20 protein-coding genes are annotated in these 17,581 nt (G+C 67.7%); 8 read left to right on the forward strand and 12 right to left on the reverse strand.

Going from position 1 to position 17,581, the window contains the following annotated elements:
- Positions 1 to 21: 21 nt before the first annotated feature.
- The 5 genes from pssA to CSC94_RS06360 all read right to left on the reverse strand — a co-directional run bounded on the left by pssA (position 22) and on the right by CSC94_RS06360 (position 6,031).
- Positions 22 to 873, reverse strand: coding sequence for a CDP-diacylglycerol--serine O-phosphatidyltransferase (gene pssA, locus CSC94_RS06340; RefSeq protein ID WP_099304955.1), 852 nt, complete (start codon positions 871 to 873; stop codon positions 22 to 24).
- A 7-nt stretch (positions 874 to 880) separates the two neighbouring features.
- Positions 881 to 1,621, reverse strand: a complete 741-nt coding sequence (locus CSC94_RS06345) for a phosphatidylserine decarboxylase (protein WP_099304957.1) — start codon at positions 1,619 to 1,621, stop codon at positions 881 to 883.
- A gap of 241 nt (positions 1,622 to 1,862) precedes the next feature.
- A complete protein-coding gene (locus CSC94_RS06350) occupies positions 1,863 to 3,746 on the reverse strand; it encodes an ABCB family ABC transporter ATP-binding protein/permease (protein WP_245408274.1) in 1,884 nt (627 codons plus the stop codon).
- A 16-nt stretch (positions 3,747 to 3,762) separates the two neighbouring features.
- On the reverse strand, positions 3,763 to 4,113 hold the full coding sequence (locus tag CSC94_RS06355; RefSeq protein WP_245408275.1) for an ArsR/SmtB family transcription factor: 351 nt from the start codon (positions 4,111 to 4,113) through the stop codon (positions 3,763 to 3,765).
- Between the two features lie 76 nt (positions 4,114 to 4,189).
- Positions 4,190 to 6,031 (reverse strand): LysM peptidoglycan-binding domain-containing protein, encoded by a 1,842-nt coding sequence (locus CSC94_RS06360; protein WP_099304961.1) that lies wholly within the window; start codon positions 6,029 to 6,031, stop codon positions 4,190 to 4,192.
- A gap of 127 nt (positions 6,032 to 6,158) precedes the next feature.
- On the opposite strand from CSC94_RS06360, the gene CSC94_RS06365 reads away from it, so the two are divergent.
- Together CSC94_RS06365 and CSC94_RS06370 are read left to right on the forward strand one after the other, a co-directional pair.
- Positions 6,159 to 6,767 (forward strand): LOG family protein, encoded by a 609-nt coding sequence (locus CSC94_RS06365; RefSeq protein WP_099304963.1) that lies wholly within the window; start codon positions 6,159 to 6,161, stop codon positions 6,765 to 6,767.
- A 90-nt stretch (positions 6,768 to 6,857) separates the two neighbouring features.
- Positions 6,858 to 8,405, forward strand: coding sequence for a bifunctional GNAT family N-acetyltransferase/carbon-nitrogen hydrolase family protein (locus CSC94_RS06370; protein WP_099304965.1), 1,548 nt, complete (start codon positions 6,858 to 6,860; stop codon positions 8,403 to 8,405).
- A gap of 37 nt (positions 8,406 to 8,442) precedes the next feature.
- Here the strand turns inward: CSC94_RS06370 and rarD are convergent, their stop codons facing one another.
- Positions 8,443 to 9,393 carry an EamA family transporter RarD gene (gene rarD / locus CSC94_RS06375; RefSeq protein WP_099304967.1) on the reverse strand — a complete coding sequence of 317 codons (951 nt, stop codon included), beginning with the start codon at positions 9,391 to 9,393 and terminating at the stop codon, positions 8,443 to 8,445.
- A gap of 173 nt (positions 9,394 to 9,566) precedes the next feature.
- Here rarD and CSC94_RS06380 point away from each other — a divergent pair, with 173 nt between their 5' ends.
- A complete protein-coding gene (locus CSC94_RS06380) occupies positions 9,567 to 10,292 on the forward strand; it encodes a hypothetical protein (RefSeq protein WP_099304969.1) in 726 nt (241 codons plus the stop codon).
- Positions 10,293 to 10,362: 70 nt separating this feature from the next.
- Here CSC94_RS06380 and cimA read toward each other — a convergent pair whose 3' ends face one another.
- Genes cimA through cysS form a run of 4 tightly spaced genes read right to left on the reverse strand, consistent with a single transcriptional unit; the run spans position 10,363 to position 14,027 of the window.
- Entirely contained in the window at positions 10,363 to 11,979 is a 1,617-nt protein-coding gene (gene cimA, locus CSC94_RS06385; protein ID WP_099304971.1) for a citramalate synthase, read from the reverse strand.
- Between the two features lie 13 nt (positions 11,980 to 11,992).
- The gene (locus CSC94_RS25145; protein WP_280949977.1) at positions 11,993 to 12,121 is read right to left on the reverse strand and encodes a hypothetical protein; all 129 of its coding nucleotides are present in this window, start codon (positions 12,119 to 12,121) and stop codon (positions 11,993 to 11,995) included.
- On the reverse strand, positions 12,121 to 12,606 hold the full coding sequence (locus tag CSC94_RS06390) for a GFA family protein (protein WP_099304973.1): 486 nt from the start codon (positions 12,604 to 12,606) through the stop codon (positions 12,121 to 12,123). The genes CSC94_RS25145 and CSC94_RS06390 overlap by 1 nt, the downstream gene beginning before the upstream one ends.
- Entirely contained in the window at positions 12,606 to 14,027 is a 1,422-nt protein-coding gene (cysS, locus tag CSC94_RS06395) for a cysteine--tRNA ligase (protein ID WP_099304975.1), read from the reverse strand. Before cysS ends, CSC94_RS06390 begins: the two co-directional genes overlap by 1 nt.
- Before the next feature lie 362 nt (positions 14,028 to 14,389).
- On the opposite strand from cysS, the gene CSC94_RS24555 reads away from it, so the two are divergent.
- The 3 genes from CSC94_RS24555 (at position 14,390) to CSC94_RS06400 (ending at position 15,206) form a co-directional block, all read left to right on the forward strand.
- Positions 14,390 to 14,527: a hypothetical protein gene (locus CSC94_RS24555; protein WP_165784343.1), complete on the forward strand. Its 138-nt coding sequence runs from the start codon at positions 14,390 to 14,392 to the stop codon at positions 14,525 to 14,527.
- Between the two features lie 82 nt (positions 14,528 to 14,609).
- On the forward strand, positions 14,610 to 14,783 hold the full coding sequence (locus tag CSC94_RS24560) for a hypothetical protein (RefSeq protein ID WP_165784344.1): 174 nt from the start codon (positions 14,610 to 14,612) through the stop codon (positions 14,781 to 14,783).
- Positions 14,784 to 14,888: 105 nt separating this feature from the next.
- Positions 14,889 to 15,206 carry an SH3 domain-containing protein gene (locus CSC94_RS06400; protein WP_099304977.1) on the forward strand — a complete coding sequence of 106 codons (318 nt, stop codon included), beginning with the start codon at positions 14,889 to 14,891 and terminating at the stop codon, positions 15,204 to 15,206.
- Between the two features lie 8 nt (positions 15,207 to 15,214).
- On the opposite strand, the gene CSC94_RS06405 is transcribed toward CSC94_RS06400, so the two are convergent.
- On the reverse strand, positions 15,215 to 15,820 hold the full coding sequence (locus tag CSC94_RS06405) for a LysE/ArgO family amino acid transporter (RefSeq protein ID WP_099305284.1): 606 nt from the start codon (positions 15,818 to 15,820) through the stop codon (positions 15,215 to 15,217).
- 27 nt (positions 15,821 to 15,847) lie between these two features.
- Entirely contained in the window at positions 15,848 to 16,618 is a 771-nt protein-coding gene (locus tag CSC94_RS06410) for an SOS response-associated peptidase (RefSeq protein WP_099304979.1), read from the reverse strand.
- Positions 16,619 to 16,695: 77 nt separating this feature from the next.
- On the opposite strand from CSC94_RS06410, the gene CSC94_RS06415 reads away from it, so the two are divergent.
- Together CSC94_RS06415 and CSC94_RS06420 are read left to right on the forward strand one after the other, a co-directional pair.
- On the forward strand, positions 16,696 to 17,100 hold the full coding sequence (locus tag CSC94_RS06415) for an NUDIX hydrolase (RefSeq protein WP_099304981.1): 405 nt from the start codon (positions 16,696 to 16,698) through the stop codon (positions 17,098 to 17,100).
- A gap of 46 nt (positions 17,101 to 17,146) precedes the next feature.
- A complete protein-coding gene (locus CSC94_RS06420; RefSeq protein WP_099304983.1) occupies positions 17,147 to 17,515 on the forward strand; it encodes a TIGR02301 family protein in 369 nt (122 codons plus the stop codon).
- Positions 17,516 to 17,581 lie beyond the last annotated feature (66 nt).

The following is a 17,581-nucleotide window of genomic DNA, read 5'->3' on the forward strand; positions in this document are numbered from 1 at the left end:
TGGAGGCCCCGGCCCCGCGGATCAGGGCGCGGACGGTGTGGCATTCCTGTCGTGCGCTGCCGCCAGTTCGCGCTTCTCGCGCCGGCGATAGGCCATGGCGGAGACCGGCAGGGCCACCAGGTAGGCGATGGCGACAAGGATCAGCATCTCGAAGGTGAAAGCCGCCAGCAGCATGATGGCCAGCGCCACGAGAAGGATGATCGGGATGACGGCGGTGCGCGGCACCTTCAGGCCCAGCGCCTTGCCGGACCAGACGGGCAGGCGCGAAACGAGCAGGAAGGCGATGCAGACCGTGTAGGCGGAGAAGAAATAGGCCGACGCCTTGCCGGGCTCGAAGCCGGCAAGGCCGAGGTAGACCGGCAGCAGCACGAGAAGCGCGCCCGCCGGGGCGGGCACGCCGACGAAATACTCGCCCTGCCATTTGGCGCGGCCGGGATTTTCCGACATGACGTTGAAGCGGGCCAGGCGCAATGCGCAGGCGATCGCGTAGATCAGCGCGGCGATCCAGCCGACCTGCGGCGCGAGGCCAAGGAAATAGAGCCAGATGACGAGGGCCGGCACGACGCCGAAATTGACGATGTCGGCCAGCGAATCCATCTGCATGCCGAATTTCGACGACGCCTTGAGCATGCGCGCGATGCGCCCGTCGATGCCGTCGAGGAAGGCGGCCAGCAGAACCAGCATGACCGATTTCTGGAACTCGCCCTCGATGGCGAAGCGGACGCCGGTCAGCCCGGCGCAGATGGCCAGCGTGGTGATGAGGTTCGGCCAGACCATGCGCAGCGGGATCTCGCGCAGGCGCGGACCGCGGGCATCGGCGCCGTTGTCTTCCTCGGGGGCGCCATTGGGGTCGAAAGGCGGGAAGGCGTCCATGGGCACGTCAATCGGTCCGCGTCATGGCGGCCGGCCGGGCGGCGTTGAACTCGGCCAGCACGGATTCGCCGGCAATGGCCGTCTGGCCCAGCGCCACGCGCAGGGTATAGCCCTCCGGCAGGTAGACGTCGACGCGGCTGCCGAAGCGGATCAGGCCGAAGCGCTCGCCGGCGCGGATGTCCTCACCCTCGCCTGCCCAGCAGAGAATGCGCCGCGCCACGAGGCCGGCCACCTGGACGGCGGCGATGGCGCCATGGGGGCCGTCGATCACCAGGCCGTTGCGCTCGTTCAGCTCGCTGGCCTTGTCCAGTTCGGCATTGAGGAACTGGCCGTGCCTGTGGCGCACGGTGGTGATGCGGCCGCGCACCGGCGCGCGGTTCACGTGGACGGAAAAGACGTTCATGAACACCGACACGCGCAGGCGCGGCGCGTCGCCAAGGCCGAGTTCCGGCGGCGGCACCGCCTGGCCGACCGCCGAGACCACGCCGTCGGCCGGCGAGATCACCAGGTCGTCGTCCTGCGGCACCACGCGGTCGGGGTCGCGGAAGAAATAGGCGCACCAGCAGGTCAGCGCCAGGCCGATCCAGAACAGCGGCTCCCACAAGGCGCCGAGGACCAGCGCGACCACGAAGAAGCCGGCGATGAAGGGCCAGCCCTCCCGGCGGATGGGAACGAAGGTCCTGGAAATGGTGTCGGCGAGGCTCATGGGGGCTTTCGGTCTTTCAGCTTGTCTTTGCCCGCAACCCATACACGATGCGGCCGCGCGGGGGCAAACGGCAATGTGGGTGTGACCTTTGGCGATCACAAGCCGCGGCGGCTATCCGACGACCGCAGGCGCCCGAGCAGGGAGACGATATGCGGTCGTCCTCAAGGCCCCTCATCCGTCTCGGCGCTGCGCTGCGATCCACCATCTCCCACGAGGGGAGAAGGAAGGCGCCGCATCCTGGCCGCACATGGTCGTCATTGCGGGCAATGACGCCGCCCTGCCCTCACACCTCGGCCGGGCGGACGCGGACGACGACGCCCATGTCGTCTTCCTCGCGGGCGCGGCGCAGGCGTTCCTCGGCCTCGGTCGCCTCGCGCTGGCGGTCCCACATGTCGGCGTAGAGGCCCTTTCTGGCCAGCAGTTCGCGGTGGGTGCCCTGTTCCGCGATCAGGCCGTCACGCAGCACGATGATGGAATCGGCGCCGATGACGGTCGACAGGCGGTGGGCGATGACCAGCGTGGTGCGGCCGCGCGAAACGAGGTCGAGCGCCGACTGGATTTCCTGCTCGGTATGGGTATCGAGCGCCGAGGTCGCCTCGTCGAGGATGAGGATGGGCGGCGCCTTGAGGATGGTGCGGGCGATGGCGACGCGCTGCTTCTCGCCGCCGGACAGCTTCAGCCCGCGTTCGCCGACCATGGCCTTGTAGCCCTCCGGCAGCTTCTCGATGAAGCCCGATATCTGCGCGAGTTCGGCGGCCCGGCGCACCTCTTCCTCGCCGGCGTCCGGGCAGCCGTAGCGGATGTTGTAGGCAATGGTGTCGTTGAAGAGCACCGTGTCCTGCGGCACCATGCCGATGGAGGCGCGCAGGCTTTCCTGCGTGACCTCGCGCACGTCCTGGCCATCGATCATGATGGCGCCCGACTTGACGTCGTAGAAGCGGAACAGGAGGCGCGAAATGGTGGACTTGCCGGCGCCCGACGGGCCGACGATGGCCACGGTCTCGCCGGCCGGCACCTCGAAGGAAATGCCCTTCAGGATGTCGCGTTCCTTGTCATAGGAAAAATGGACATCGTCGAAGCGGATGGTCCCCGCATCGACGGCCAGCGGCACGGCGCCCGGCTTGTCGGTTACCTCGGCCCGGACGTCGAGCAGGTCGAACATCTGCTCGATGTCGGTCAGGCCCTGGCGGATTTCCCGGTAGATGAAGCCGATGAAGTTCAGCGGGATGGCGAGCTGGATCAGCATGGCGTTGATGAAGACGAAATCGCCCAGCGTCTGGGTGCCGGCCTGCACCTCCATCGCGGAGAGAACCATGGCCACGGCCATGCCGATGCCGAAGATAACGCCCTGGCCGAAGTTGAGCCAGCCGAGCGAGGTCCAGGTCTGCGTCGCCGCCTTCTCGTAGCGGGCCATGGAGCGGTCGAAACGCTCGGCCTCCATGGCCTCGTTGTTGAAATACTTGACGGTCTCGTAGTTCAGGAGCGAGTCGATCGCCTTGGTGTTGGCGTCGGTGTCGGAATCGTTCATCTCGCGGCGGATCTGGATGCGCCAGTCGGAGGCCTTGACCGTGAACCAGGTGTAGACCGCCACCGTGAGGGCGACGATGGCGACATACTGCCAGCCGTAGGTGACCGCGAAGATGACCGCTGTCAGGCCGAACTCGATGATGGTGGGCGCGGTGTTCAGGATGGTGAAGCGGACGATCGTCTCGATGCCCTTGGTGCCGCGCTCGATGATGCGCGACAGGCCGCCTGTGCGCCGCTCCAGATGGAAACGCAGCGACAGCTTGTGCATGTGCACGAAGGTGCGGTGGGCGAGCTGGCGCACGGCATACTGGCTGACGCGGGCAAACAGCGCGTCGCGCAACTGGTTGAAGCCCTGCTGGCCGACACGGGCGATGTTGTAGGCGAGCACCAGCGCCACCGGCGCCAGCAGGAAGGCCGGCATGGCGGCCGGGAGATCATTGCCCTGGCCGTTCAGCGCATCGGTCGCCCACTTGAAGAAATAGGGCACAAGGATGAGGACCAGCTTGGCGACCACGAGGAAGAGCGCCGCCCAGACGACGCGCATCTTCAGGTCCGGCCGGCCCGAGGGCCACATGTAGGGCCACAGGTTGCGGATGGTATCGACGGTGGAGCCGGAGTCGGCGGAAACGGTCTTTGCCAAGACGAAACAATCCTTTTCAGGAACAGGTGGAACCGGCACTGCAGCCGGCCAGAAGCAGATCGACATCCTGCCGGACCATGGCCAGCGCGCGGCGGTCGAGCGAATAGCGCGAGCGCTGGGCATCCGGCTCATAGGCCACGAAGCCCGCCTCCACCAGCACCTTGAGATGCTGAGAAACGGTGGACTGGGCGAGGCCGGTGGTGGCGACCACATCCTTGCAGCAGCAGGCATCGGCGCAGGCCAGACGCCTCAGGATGCGCAGGCGGGCGGGATGCGCAAGCGCCGCGAGGCGGCGGGCCATGGCGTCATCGCCCTCGGTCGAGAGGGCGGGAACATCCAGGACGGCGGCGCGATCAGCTTTCTTCATCGTTCATCGGCGATAAACGATGATCATGGCTTGCGCAAGGGGGTCGCGGAAATTCCCTTCGTGAGGAGAGGAGCTGTCAGTCGATCTGGCGCGCCGGTTCGGACGCCGCCTCGGCCGCGGGCGGCGATTCCACCGTGCTCATGTCGGCCGCCTCGCCTTCCGGCGTCTCGCCGGGGACGCGGAAGACCTGACCGGGCCAGATGCGGTTCGGATCGGAAATCTGTTCCTGGTTGGCAAGGTAGATGGTGGAGAAGCGGACGCCACGGCCGTAGACGCGCCGCGAGATCTGCCAGAGCGTATCGCCGCGGCGGATGATGACCGACCCCTGCGTCGCCTCCAGGGCGGGCGCAGTGGTGGCGACGGCCTCCGACACGGCGGGCGGCATGGTGGCGTCGCCGCCGTCGGAGGCCATGGCGGTCCCTGTGTCCACGGCCGTTGCCGGGGCTTCGCCGGCGAACGCCGGCTTGTCGCCCTCAACCATTGCCGTTCCGGGCGCCTGGTCCTGGCCCTCGCCGGACTGCGCGGGCGCGGGTGTTCCGGGCGCGGATTGCGCGACGGGCGTCTGCGCCGGCACGTCGCCCTGCCCGGCTGCGGGAGCCACGGCGGCAACCGATTCGCCCGCCTGGCGCTGGAACGGCACCGCGGCGCGCGCAACGACATCGGCGTTATTCACGTCGAGAAGATCGGCGCGGATGATGTAATCGCCGACGGGCAGGTCCCGCGTCGCCTCGACGAGGAAACGGCCGCCGTCGGAGACGATGGCATCGCCGAGCAGGATGTCGTTGGCGTAGACCCGCACGCGCTTGCCGCCCGTGGCCAAACCGGCGACGAAGACGTTGCGGCCCTCGATCTCGACCGCCTCGACGACCACAAGGAGCTTTTCGACCGCCTTGGCAGCGGTTTCGGCGGGCGCCTTTTGCGGCCCGGCCGCGGCCGGAGCGGCAGCGTCCTTCGGGTCGACCATGGCGGTCTCGACCGGCTTGTCCTCCGGTTTCCCTTCGGCGGCGGCGGGTTCGTCCGTGCCGGCGGCCGGTGCCTGTTCCTGCTTGTCCGCGGCGGCCATGGTGGCGCCATCGGCCTCTGCCGCCTTCGTCGCGGGCTCCACGGCCGCGCTGGCGTCCACGGCGGTTCCTGCAGCCGGGGCGGCCTGGTCCTTGCCGTCCGTCGCCGACGCGGCAGGTGCAGTCCCGTCCGCCGTCGCGATCTCGGCAGGCGCCCTGGTCTCATCGGTGGCGGGCGCCGGCGTGTCCGCGGCGGCGGGCGTCGCGTCTCCAGCGGCCTTCTCGGCGGGCTTGCCGTCTTCGGCGGGCGCGGACGGGGTGGTGATCAGGCGGCTTGGCTTGCCGGGCTGCTCGACGAGGGCCAGTACCTGGCCGTCCTTCGTTTCCGGCACGGCGACAACGGCGGTTTCGACCGACGTCGCGGCACGGCCGTCACGCTCGGTGGAGCGCAGCACGAGCTGGTAATCGCCGGGCTTCAGCGGCTGGTCGAGAACAATGGCGAAATCGCCTTCCCGGCCGGCCTTCGTCTCGCCCAGCTTGCGCGTTCCGGAAATCAGTTCCACGCCGGCTTCCGAGCCGGCCGATCCGGCCACCACGAGCGATCCGTCCGGCTCGACCCTCAGAATGCCGAAGGAGGGTGCGACCACGTCCGCCGTGGCCGGCTCTCCGGTCTTCGACGCAACGGCCGGCGCGGCCGTGTCGCTGCCGGTCGCCGGGGCGGTATCCGTGGCGGTATCCGTGGCGGCTTTCCCGGCCGGTTGCGTCCTGTCCGCCGACGGCACGGCCGGAGCGCCGGCCTCGCCGCCGGTCTTCCCTGGCCCGCTGAACGGGCTGTATCCGGACACATATGCGACGGCCGCGGTCCCTATGACCACCACCGCCACACCTGCCCACTGTGCGACCTTGACCGGAATCATGCCCCAATCACCTTTAAGCTTGTCAATCGCGTTCTTTTAGACCCAATCGCGCCATGTCTCAAGAAACACGGTGCGCTGCACACCTCCCGCTCTTGACCACCCGCGCGGTGACAGACAAAAACAGGCCATGACCAAGATCTCTTCGATTTGCGTTTATTGCGGTTCCTCCGACGGAGCCAGGGAAATCTATCGCGAGGCCGGATTTCAGCTTGGCCAGGCCATCGCGGCCGCCGGCCTGCGGCTGGTCTACGGCGGCGGCACGCGCGGCATCATGGGCGCGGTCGCCGAGGGCGCGATCGCCGGCGGCGGCAAGGTGAGCGGGATCATCCCGCGGTTCCTGATGCGCAAGGAAGCGCCGGAAGCGGCCGGCAACAACCTCGACGAACTCATCGTCACCGAGACGATGCACGAGCGCAAACATGCGCTTTTCCAGCGTTCCGACGCCTTCGTGGCCATGCCCGGCGGCATTGGCACGGTGGAGGAAATCGTCGAGATGATGACCTGGGCGCAGCTCGGACATCACACCAAACCCATGGTTTTCGGCAATATCGGCGGTTACTGGGGCCCGATGATCGAGATGATGGATCACATGAAGGCCGAGGGCTTCATCCACACGGCGAACCGCGTGCAGCCGATGGTGATCGCGGAGGTGGCGGAGATCGTGCCGGCCATCCTGGCGGCGGCTTCGACGGCGCCGAAGCCCGCGGGCGAACCGGCCGTCATCGAACGGATGTAGGACAGGCGCCCCTCTGCCGGGCCGTGCGACCGGGGCCGGGAACATTCTCCGGCCTGCGGGGTTTTTCACAAGTGGCGAGGGGTTTTTTCCATGACCGATACGAGCAGGCCGGCGCTTGAAGTCCGCAATGCGACCAAGGCGGACATCGAGGGAATCATCGCCCTGTGCGGCCGCGTCTACCCGCATGAGACCTCCTACACGCCCGGCATGATCCGCGGCCACATCAACGCGTTTCCCGATGGTCAATTTGTCGCACTCTACGAGGGTGTCGTCGTCGGCTACGCGGCGTCGCTGATCCTGCGCGAATCGCGCATCCTTCGCCAGCACAGCTGGTCGGAGGTCACCGGCGGGGGTTATGCCAGCCAGCATTTCGCCGGCGGCGACTGGCTCTACGGCATGGAGGTGATGGTCCACCCGGACTACCGGCGGCTGCGCATCGGCAAGCGCCTCTACCAGGCACGCGAGCGGCTGTGCACGGAACTCGGCCTGAAGGGCATCGCCTTCGGCGGCCGCCTGCCCGGCTTCGCACGGCGCCGGCGGCAGTTCCCCGATCCGCAGGCCTATGTCGACGCGGTGATTGCCGGCGACATCCGCGACCAGGTGATGAGCTTCCAGATGCGCGCCGGCTTCGAGCCGGTGATGGCGCTCAGGAACTACAATCCCGACGACACGCCGTCCGGCGGCCATGCGGTGCTCATGGTCTGGCGCAATCCCTACCTGCACGAGAGCATCGAGAACCAGCCGGTGACGCGTACCAACCCCGAAATCGTGCGCGTGGCCACGGTGCAGATGCTGGCGCGCACGCTGTCGGACACGGAGGAGTTCTACAAGGCGGTCGACTATTTCGTGACCGTCGCCTCCGACTACGGCGCCGATTTCGTCGTCTTCCCCGAATATTTCTCGCTGCAACTGCTTTCGGTCGAGGCCGAGGAACTGGCGCCGGAACCCGCGATCCGCCGGGCGGCGGAGCACACGGAGGCGCTGGTGGAGCGGATGCGCCGGATGGCCATCCAGCGGGCGATCAACATCATCGGCGGTTCGCACCCGGTGCTCGACGATGACGGCGAGATCCGCAACGTCTGCCATGTCTTCCTGCGCGACGGCTCGGTGCACGTGCGCGAGAAGATCCACCCGACGCCGGACGAGCGCGAATCATGGAACGTGCAGGGCGGCGACGGCGTGGACGTGATCGAGACGGACTGCGGCCCGGTCGGGGTGATGATCTGCTACGATTCGGAATTTCCCGAGATCGCGCGGCGGCTGACCGACCAGGGCGCGCGCATCCTGTTCGTGCCCTTCAACACCGACACGCGGCACGGCTACCTGCGGGTGCGCTACTGCTGCCAGGCGCGCGCCATCGAGAACCAGAGCTACGTGGTAACGTCGGGCATGGTCGGCAACCTGGACAATGTCTCCAACCTCGACATCCAGTATGCCCAGTCGGCCGTGTTCACGCCCTGCGACTTTCCCTTCGCGCGCGACGGCATCGCGGCGGAAGCCAGCGAGAACGTGGAAATGATCACGGTGGCCGATCTCAACCTGGCGACCGTGCAGTGGGCGCGCGCGCAAGGCTCGGTGCGCAACCTGCGCGACCGTCGCTTCGATCTTTACCGCACCCGCTGGGCCGACGGCGGCTGAAGCCGCCGGGTCCTCGGCGGGCAAAGCCCGCTTCTGCTCAGGTTTTCTGGCCCGGCTCCACGTTCGGCAGGCGCGCGCGCGCGCGGCGCGCATCCGACGCCATGGACCAGCTGTAGATCACCAGCGCGGCCCAGATGAAGCCGAAGGCGACGAGGCGGGTCATGTCGAACGGCTCGCGGAAATAGAAGACCGCGATGATGAAGATCATCGACGGCGCGATGTATTGCATGATGCCGATGGTCGACAGGCGCAGGCGCTTGGCGCCGTTGGCATAGGAGATCAGCGGCACGGCGGTGACGAGGCCGGCGCCGGCCAGCAGCGCCATGTCATGCCAGTCGCCGCCAAAATGGCTTTCCCCGGTCAGCGACAGCCAGACGACATAGGCCAGCGCAAAGGGCGACAGGATCAGCACTTCCAGCAGAAAGCCCTGGTTGGGTCCGATGGGCAGCGTCTTGCGGAAAAACGCGTAGAAGCCCCAGGACACGCAAAGCGCCAGCGATACCCAGGGCAGACCGCCGCTCTCGATGGTCAGGATGGCGACGGCCGTGACGGCAAAGGCGATGGCGACCCACTGGGCGCGGCTCAGCCTTTCCTTGAGCAGGGTGGCGGCCAGCAGAACGGAAAACAGCGGGTTGATATAGTAGCCGAGCGCCGTTTCGACCGTCCGACCGTTGCCCACGGCCCAGACATAGACACCCCAGTTGATGGAGATCAGCCCGGCGGTGAGCATGGCCATGCGGATCATGGCCCAGGATTTCAGCGCCGCCTTCAGGTCGGCCGTGCGCCGCAGCGCCACCAGGACCACGCCGGCGACCGGCACCGACCAGAGCGCACGATGGGCGACGACCTCGGCGGCGGGCACGTGGGCCAGCGCCTTCATGTAGAGCGGCAGAAAGCCCCACATGAGGTAGGCGGCCAGCGCGAACAGGAAGCCTTCCAGCGTGTCGCGGTTTTCCGCCGGCGCCTGCGGCGCTGAATTCTCGGCCATGGTTCAGCCCTCCGTCCCGCTCCATGGCACAGCCGGCGCCGTGCCACCAGCGAGAAAAGCTGATGGCTGGCATGAGGGACCTTGATGCGGACCCCCGTGCCGCCCGGACCGCCATTTGTCCACGCCCTTATCCCCCTGCCCTAGCATGCCGGATGGCTTTCGCGGGAAGGCGGATGGACTGGACATTGGCAACACGACGCAATCGAACGGCCCTGCTGGCCATCGTCGCCGCCCTGTGGGCGATGACCGGCGCCGCCGCCGCGCGGGCCATGACAGGCCTTCGCAAGGGAGAGGGTGCGGCCTTCCCCAGCCGCGCCGTCATGCTGGCCTTTCGCCGCATCCTTCGCCCGGCCGAATCCGCCGTCCGGCGGCTGATCGTCATCGTCGCGGCCCGGATGAGGGCGCGACCGAAAGCAAAAGCGCAGCGGCCGACGCCGGATTTTTCCCGGTTCGCTGCACGGTCCGGCGACCGGCCCCCGGCCTTTGCCCTGTTCGACCCGCCATGGCAGCTCGTGCCACGCCCCGCAGGACGGCGGGCGGGCGGCATCCCGCGCGTGCTGTTCATGGACTGGAACGGGGTGTTGGGTCTGCCCGCAGCCGCTGCCGGCGCGCAGGCCGGTGACGAACCCGACGGACGTTCGCTTCTGCGTCGGCTCGCCGCCCTTCACCATGCGCTCAACACGCTTCCGGCGCAGGCGCGGCGGCTCAAACGGGCGATGACACTGCGGGAGAAGGCCGCGGCGGCACATGCGCCGGGCAAGACCGTCAGACCGCTGCCGCCTGGCCCGCTACGGCCCGGACGTCCTCCGGGCCATCGCGGCCGGGCCGCGCACCCGGTCGATCACATCCTCGCCGAATGCCACGGGCTGGCGCTGGCGGTGGCGCATGCGCCGCCCTGAGCGGCCTGCCGACCCATGTCTGGCATCCTGTCACGCCGGCTTTTCCGGGCCGGGCGGCGATGGAGCGCGCCTATTCCGCCGCCATCAGGCCGGCAAGTTCGCGGTTCTTCATCAGCTTGTAGACGATGGAATCCATCAGCGCCTGGAACGAGGCATCGATGATGTTGTCCGAGACGCCGACCGTCCACCAGCGCGCATCGGTCGAATCGGTCGATTCGATCAGCACGCGGGTGATCGCCTCGGTGCCGCCGTTGAGGATGCGCACCTTGTAGTCGGCCAGTTCGAGATCGCCGATCTCGTCCTGGAAGCGGCCGAGATCCTTGCGCAGCGCGATGTCCAGCGCGTTGACGGGGCCATGGCCTTCGGCCACCGACATCTTTTCCTCGCCATCGACCTCGACTCGGACGATGGCCTCCGACACCGTCTTGAGCTGGCCGTTGGCGTCGAAGCGGCGCTCCACCATGCAGCGGAAGCTGTCGACCTTGAAGAAATGCGGCACCTCGCCCAGCGTGCGCCGCGCCAGCATTTCGAACGAGGCATCGGCGCCCTCGTAGGAATAGCCCTGGGCCTCGCGCTCCTTGACGATGGAAATCAGCGTGTCGAGGCGCGGATCGTCCTTGGCGACGGCAATGCCGCGGCGCTTCAACTCGTTGATGAAGTTGGACTTTCCGCCCTGGTCGGACACCATGACACGGCGCGTGTTGCCGACGCTGTCCGGCGGCACATGCTCGTAGGTCTCCGGCTCCTTGAGCAGCGCGGAGGCGTGGATGCCCGCCTTGGTGGCGAACGCTGAAGCGCCGACATAGGGAAGCTGCGGGTCCGGCGCGCGGTTCAGCAACTCGTCGAAGCTGCGCGACAGGCGGGTGATGCCGGTCAGGGCCTCTTCGGTGACGCCGGTCTCGAAGCGGTCCGCGTAGGCGGGCTTCAGCATCAGCGTGGGGATGATCGCGACCAGGTTGGCATTGCCGCAGCGCTCGCCGATGCCGTTCAGCGTGCCCTGCACCTGGCGGCAGCCGGCCTCGATGGCCGCCAGCGAATTGGCCACCGCCTGGCCGGTGTCGTCATGGGCATGGATGCCGAGGCGGGCGCCCGGCACGCCGGCGGCGATCACCGTTTCCACGATCGACCGCACCTCGCCGGGCATGGTGCCGCCATTGGTGTCGCACAGCACGATCCAGCGTGCGCCGGCCTCGAAGGCGGTCTTCGCGCAGGCCAGCGCGTAGTCGGGGTTGGCCTTGTAGCCGTCGAAGAAGTGCTCGCAATCGACCATGGCCTCCTTGCCGGCGGCAATGGTCGCTTCCACGGAGGCGGCGATGCACTCGAGGTTTTCCTCGTTGGTGCAGCCCAGCGCCACGCGCACGTGATAGTCCCAGCTCTTGGCCACGAAGCAGACGGCATCGGACTGCGCCTGCACGAGCGCCGTCAGGCCGGGATCGTTGGACGCGGAGACGCCGGCGCGCTTGGTCATGCCGAAGGCGACGAACGCCGCACGGGCGGTGCGCTTCCTGGAGAAAAAGGCGGTGTCGGTGGGGTTGGCGCCCGGATAGCCGCCTTCCACGTAGTCGATGCCGAACTCGTCGAGCAGCTTCGCGATGGCGATCTTGTCCTCCACCGAGAAATCCACGCCCGGCGTCTGCTGGCCGTCCCTCAGCGTGGTGTCGAAGAGATGGATGCGTTCCCTGGTCATGTGCCCTGCCCCCTTATCCGAACACGCCCGCATACCACAGAACGGCGGCGGTGATCACCACTACCAGGACGCCTTTGGCGATGAGTCCGTAGAAAAGCCATTTCGGCATCTGCGATGCCTGTTTCTGTTGTTCCGTCACCATCAGTCGTTCTCCACGGGCCAGCGAGCCGTGTCATGATCGGGGTGCTGGTAGCTGACAAGCGTTTCCAGGAAGGGAGCGGCGCCGATGTCGTCCATGGTGTCGCGTTGCGGCAGGGCCGGCACGCCGTCACACCAAGGCCGCTTGCCCTCGATGCCATAGGCGATGACCGGCGCCACGGCGTCCGGATCGTCGAAGGCGACCACGGCCAGGGCCAGCCCGTCGGGCGCGTCATAGGCGAGCGGAGTGCCGCAGGCGGCGCAGAAGCCGCGCCGGGCCGCGCTGGAGGACCGGAACCAGGCCGGCGCGCCGCGGGTCCACTCGACCGGGTTCTCGCCGGGGCCGACCAGCGCGAGGAAGGGCGCGGCGGAGGCCTTCTGGCACATGCGGCAATGGCAGACCGACGCGGTGCCGGGATCGCCGGTGACGCGAAAGCGCACCGCGCCGCACTGGCAGCCGCCGGAGAGGGACTTCGGGCGCGCGGCCATCACCGCTTCACTTCCCAGGTGGTGATCCGGTCGCCGGTGGCCGGGTCCTTGCCGTCCTTCAGCTGGATGCCCTGCCCCAGCAGGTCGTCGCGGATGCGGTCGGCCTCGGCCCAGTTTTTCTCGCGGATGAAGGCGAGGCGCTTTTCCACAGCGGCGGCGATGTCCGCCTCGTCGACGCCGGCCTGCGCCGCGGCGGGCAGGCCGAGAAGGGCCAGTGAATCGGCCAGCGGCTTGCCGCCCATGGCATTCATGGCAGCAAGGGCAGCGGTCACGTTGAGATCGTCCTGCAAGGCGTCGAGCACGTCGTCCACGGCGCCGGCGTCCGCCTCGCCAACGCGCCGCTGGAGCTTGGCCAGCACGTTGCCCGCTTCCTCCAGCCGGCGGACGGAAAAGTCGATCGGCTCGCGGTAATGGGTCATGAGCATGGCAAGGCGCAGCACTTCGCCCGGCCACGCGCGGCCGCCGAAGGTCTCCGTTTCCAGCAGGTCGTGGATGGTGACGAAATTGCCCTCCGACTTGGACATCTTGCGGCCCTCGACCTGGAGGAAGCCATTGTGCATCCAGTATTTCGCCATCGTGGCCGTGCCGTGGGCGCAGCGCGACTGGGCGATCTCGTTTTCATGATGCGGGAAGATGAGATCCAGCCCGCCGCCGTGGATGTCGAAAGTTTCGCCGAGGAAGGCCTTCGACATGACGGAGCACTCGATGTGCCAGCCCGGGCGTCCATGGATGGCAACCGGCTTGCCCTCGAAGGTGAAGGCGCCCTCCCAGCCGGGCTCGGTGGCAGAGGATTCCTTCCACAGCACGAAATCGGACGGGGCGCGCTTGTGGTCCTTCACGTCGATGCGCGCACCGGCCTGCTGGTCTTCCAGCCGGCGCTTCGACAATTCCCCGTATTCGGCCATGGAGCCGGTCTCGAACAGCACCTCCCGGCCCTCCGGGCCTGCCGCGACATAGGCGTGGCCGCGGTCGATCAGGTCCTGGATCATGGCGACCATGCCGGCGATGTGCTCGGTGGCGCGCGGCTCCCGGGTGGGCGGCAGGCAGCCGAGCGCGGCGACGTCCTTGTGGTACTGCTGGTAGGTGCGCTCGGTGACCTGGCGGATCGCCTCGTTCAGCGTCATCCGGCCCGCCTCGATCTCCGTTCCGAAATCGCGCAGGGCGCGGGCGTTGATCTTGTCGTCCACGTCGGTGATGTTGCGCACGTAGGTGACGTGTTCGCTACCATAGAGGTGGCGCAGCAGGCGGAACAGCACGTCGAAGACGATGGCCGGACGCGCGTTGCCGATGTGGGCGTAGTCGTAGACGGTGGGGCCGCAGACATACATGCGCACGTTCGCCGGGTCGGCCGGGACGAAGTCCTCCTTGAGGCGCGTCAGCGTGTTGGTGATGCGAAGGCCGCGAAAGCCGGTGTCCGCCATGATCCTGTTCCCCGTTCGCGGACGGCCATGCGCCGTCCCGCCTGATGGCCGGGGCGTTTGTCTCAAGGGGGTGTCGTGAGGACGAAAACGGCCGGCCAGCGCAGTGCTAGCTGATAATGATCCCGCAAATGCAAGTGGCGCGCGCGCGCAGATCCGTTTTCATGGCCGAGGGTTATCGCCAAGGCGGCCATCCGGGTCAAGCGGGAAAATGGACGGCCTCGTGGCCTTTCGGCAACAGCGCAAGACCTGCGGCAACGCGGGCGCGGAAACTCCCCCGAAACGCCGCCCTTTTGCCGCCGATTTGCCCAGATCGAAGACCAGATGTTCGAAGCTATCGCCAATGACATCGCAGGAGACACGTCATGACCAGCACCGAACCCGCGCCGCGACCGCGACCCGCCGACCAGCTGACCGCCTTCTACGGCGCCATCGGCCCGGCCGCCATTCGCGCCGCGCTCCAGGCCGCCCCGTCCAAGCCCGCCGGCCAGGACAAGCGTTAATTTCGCTTAACCGTCCCGTTAACGGGCTGTTTCATTCCGGTTCATAGACTGGTCATCGTGAAAGGCGAAAAAAGGTGACGCCATGAAACACACGAGAACCCGCAAGACCGCGAAGAAGGCACCGGCCTCGAAAGCCCGCTGGGGCGATTCCGGCCTCTCGGCGCGCTATGGCAAGGTCGGTTCCGGGGCGGTCTGTGCCGCCCTGCTCTACGCCGGCCGCATTTCCGGCACGAGGACGCGCAAGTCCTCCTTCTGAGCGGCCGCGACAGGCCGGCAGGGACGTCCTGGCGGGCCATCCGGCTTGTTCCGCGTCCCGCATGTGGTACCTTTCCGGGCGGGGCGACGTGATCGGAGGTGCCTGATGAAGCGCTTGCTGCTTGCCCTTGCCCTGTCTTCCCTGCCCTTGACCGCCCATGCGACGTCGGGGCCGGGATGCCTCTACGTGGTCAATGTCGCCTCCTGGGATACGCTCAACATGCGCTCGCGGCCGTCGGCCTCGTCGCGCATCGTCGATCGCCTCCGCCCGGGCGCCCACGGCATCATCCACCTGGACGACACCTGTGTCCCGCTGTCGCGCCCCTGGGGCAGCCGCTGGTGCCCGGTCACCCATTACGATGGCGACCGGGTGACGAGCGGTTGGGTCAAGGCCCGCTTCGTTCGCGACAGCGACTGCCCGTAGGCCTATCGTCAGAGCCTGAGGCAGAGATTGAAGGCGAGCATGGCCATGACGCCACCGATCAGCACGTCCAGCACCCGCCAGGCGGACGGGCGGGCGAAGACCGGCTGCAGCAGCCTGGCGCCATAGCCGACGGCGAAGAACCAGGCGAAGGACGCGGCGGCCGCGCCCAGCCCGTAGGCCAGCCGCGCGGTGCCGTGATAACGCGCCGAGAGCGCGCCGAGCAGCACGACCGTGTCGAGGTAGACGTGCGGATTGAGGAGCGTGAGCGCAAGGCAGGTCAGCACGGCCTGCTTCAGGCTGCCGCCGGACTCCCGGGCCGCACGCAGGGCGCCGGGGTGAAACGCGCGGCCAAAGGCGATCAGCGCGTAGGCCGAGAGGAAGACCGCGCCACCGAGCGTGACCCACCAGATCAGCGCCGGGGCGCCGGCGATCAACGTGCCCAGCCCCGCAACGCCGGCGGTGATCAGAAGCGCGTCGATCATGGAACAAAGCAGGCAGAGCAAAAAGACATGCTCACGCAACAGGCCCTGGCGTAGAATGAACGCATTCTGTGCACCGATGGCGATGATGAGCGAAGCAGCAAGCAGGAAGCCCGACAGGGCAGCAGAAAACAGGACTGGCAAGGACAAGGCTTCCGGTGGTCAGAACAGGGACATCTGGCCGCCGTCCTTCTTTTCCGGCTTCGCGGCTTCGGCGGGCTTTTCGGCCGGTTCGGGCGCCACGTCAACGGGCTCCTGCACGTCGGGTCCGCTGTTGGCCACCTTGTTGACCTTCGTGGAGACGGGGATGGCCTCGAAGAAATCCGGCCCGGCCGGCTGCAACAGATCGGCGACGTCGCGCGGTTCCTGCCTGCGGCAGTCGAGCCAGCGGGAAAAATCCTCCGGCCGGATAACCACGGGCATCCGGTCGTGAATCGGCGCGATCGCGGCATTGGCACGCGTGGTCAGGATGCAGGCGGTATCGACGGCCGAGCCCTCCTGTCCTTCCCAGGTTTCCCAGAGGCCGGCGAAACCGACGATGCCGCCGCCTTTCGGGCGTACCCAGTAAGGCTGGGCCCTGGCCTTGCCGTCGCGCTTCCACTCGTAGAAGCCGGAAGCCGGGACCAGCATGCGGCGGTGGCGCATGGCGGTGCGGAAGGAATTCTTCTCCGCGGCCGTCTCGGAGCGGGCGTTGATGAGCAGCGGGAAATCGCGCGGGTCCTTCACCCAGGACGGGGTGAAGCCCCACCGCGCCAGCATGGCGACGCGGTCCGGCTGGTTGGAGCCGGGTTCGGGCACCGGCCCGGCTGTGACGATGAGCAGCGGCTGGGTCGGCGCGATGTTGTAGCGCGGCGGGAACGCCTCGAGCCCTGCCAGGCCGAAGACCGCTTCCACCTCGTCCGGCGAGGCCGTCAATGCAAATCGTCCACACATGGACCGACCCTGCGTCAGGCCGGGCAATGGGTCAAGCGGCGGTGGCGATCCCGGCCGGCATGGGCTAAAGGACAGGCATGACCGACCTGCCCATCCGCCTGGCCGTCTCCGTTGCCCTCTACCACGAGGGCCGGTTCCTGCTGGTGCGGCGCGGACAGGCGCCAGCCAAGGGCTTCTATGCTTTTCCCGGCGGGCGCGTGGAGGACGGGGAAACGCTGGAGACCGCGGCGCGGCGCGAACTGATGGAAGAGACCGGGCTGACCGCCGGACCGCTCACCGTGCACAGCATCGTCGACCTGGACAGCGAAGGCGCGGGCGTGACCTACCGGCTGCACGTGCACACCGGCCCCTATGGCGCCGGCGCGCCTGTCGCCGGGGACGACGCGGAAACGGCCGAGTGGCTGTCGCTCAAGGACATGGACGAACTGCCGGTGACCGATTCGACGCTGGCGGTCGCGCGCGCCATCGCGGGCAAGCCATGACGACGGCGCCTTGCAAGCGCCACGAAACCGGTGCAAGACACCGGCCATGAACCGCGCCCGCCCTGCCCTCCTGGTCCTGCTTTTTCTCGCCGCCGCCCAGCCGGCCGGCGCGCAGACCGCCCCCTATGACGACAGGATGATCCGGCTGGCGGAGGTGCTGGGATCGCTCCATTACCTGCGCAACCTGTGCGGCGAGAAGGGCAATGCCTGGCGCAACCGCATGGAAGACATCCTGGCGGTGGAAACGCCGGACGGCGACCGGCGCAAGCGCTACATCGCCTCCTTCAACCGCGGCTACCGCAGCTACGCGGCGATCCATACCACCTGCACCGACGCCTCGATGCAGGCCATCGACCGCTACATGAAGGAAGGCGAATCGCTCAGCCGCGAAATCGTGGTGCGATTCGGCGGATAAACCTTTTCCAAACCCTGTTTTTTCACGCGCCGTTAACTTTTTCGCCACGGACGGGGTTTTCAAGGC

This window comes from Zhengella mangrovi (genome assembly GCF_002727065.1).
Lineage (GTDB): Bacteria > Pseudomonadota > Alphaproteobacteria > Rhizobiales > Rhizobiaceae > Zhengella > Zhengella mangrovi.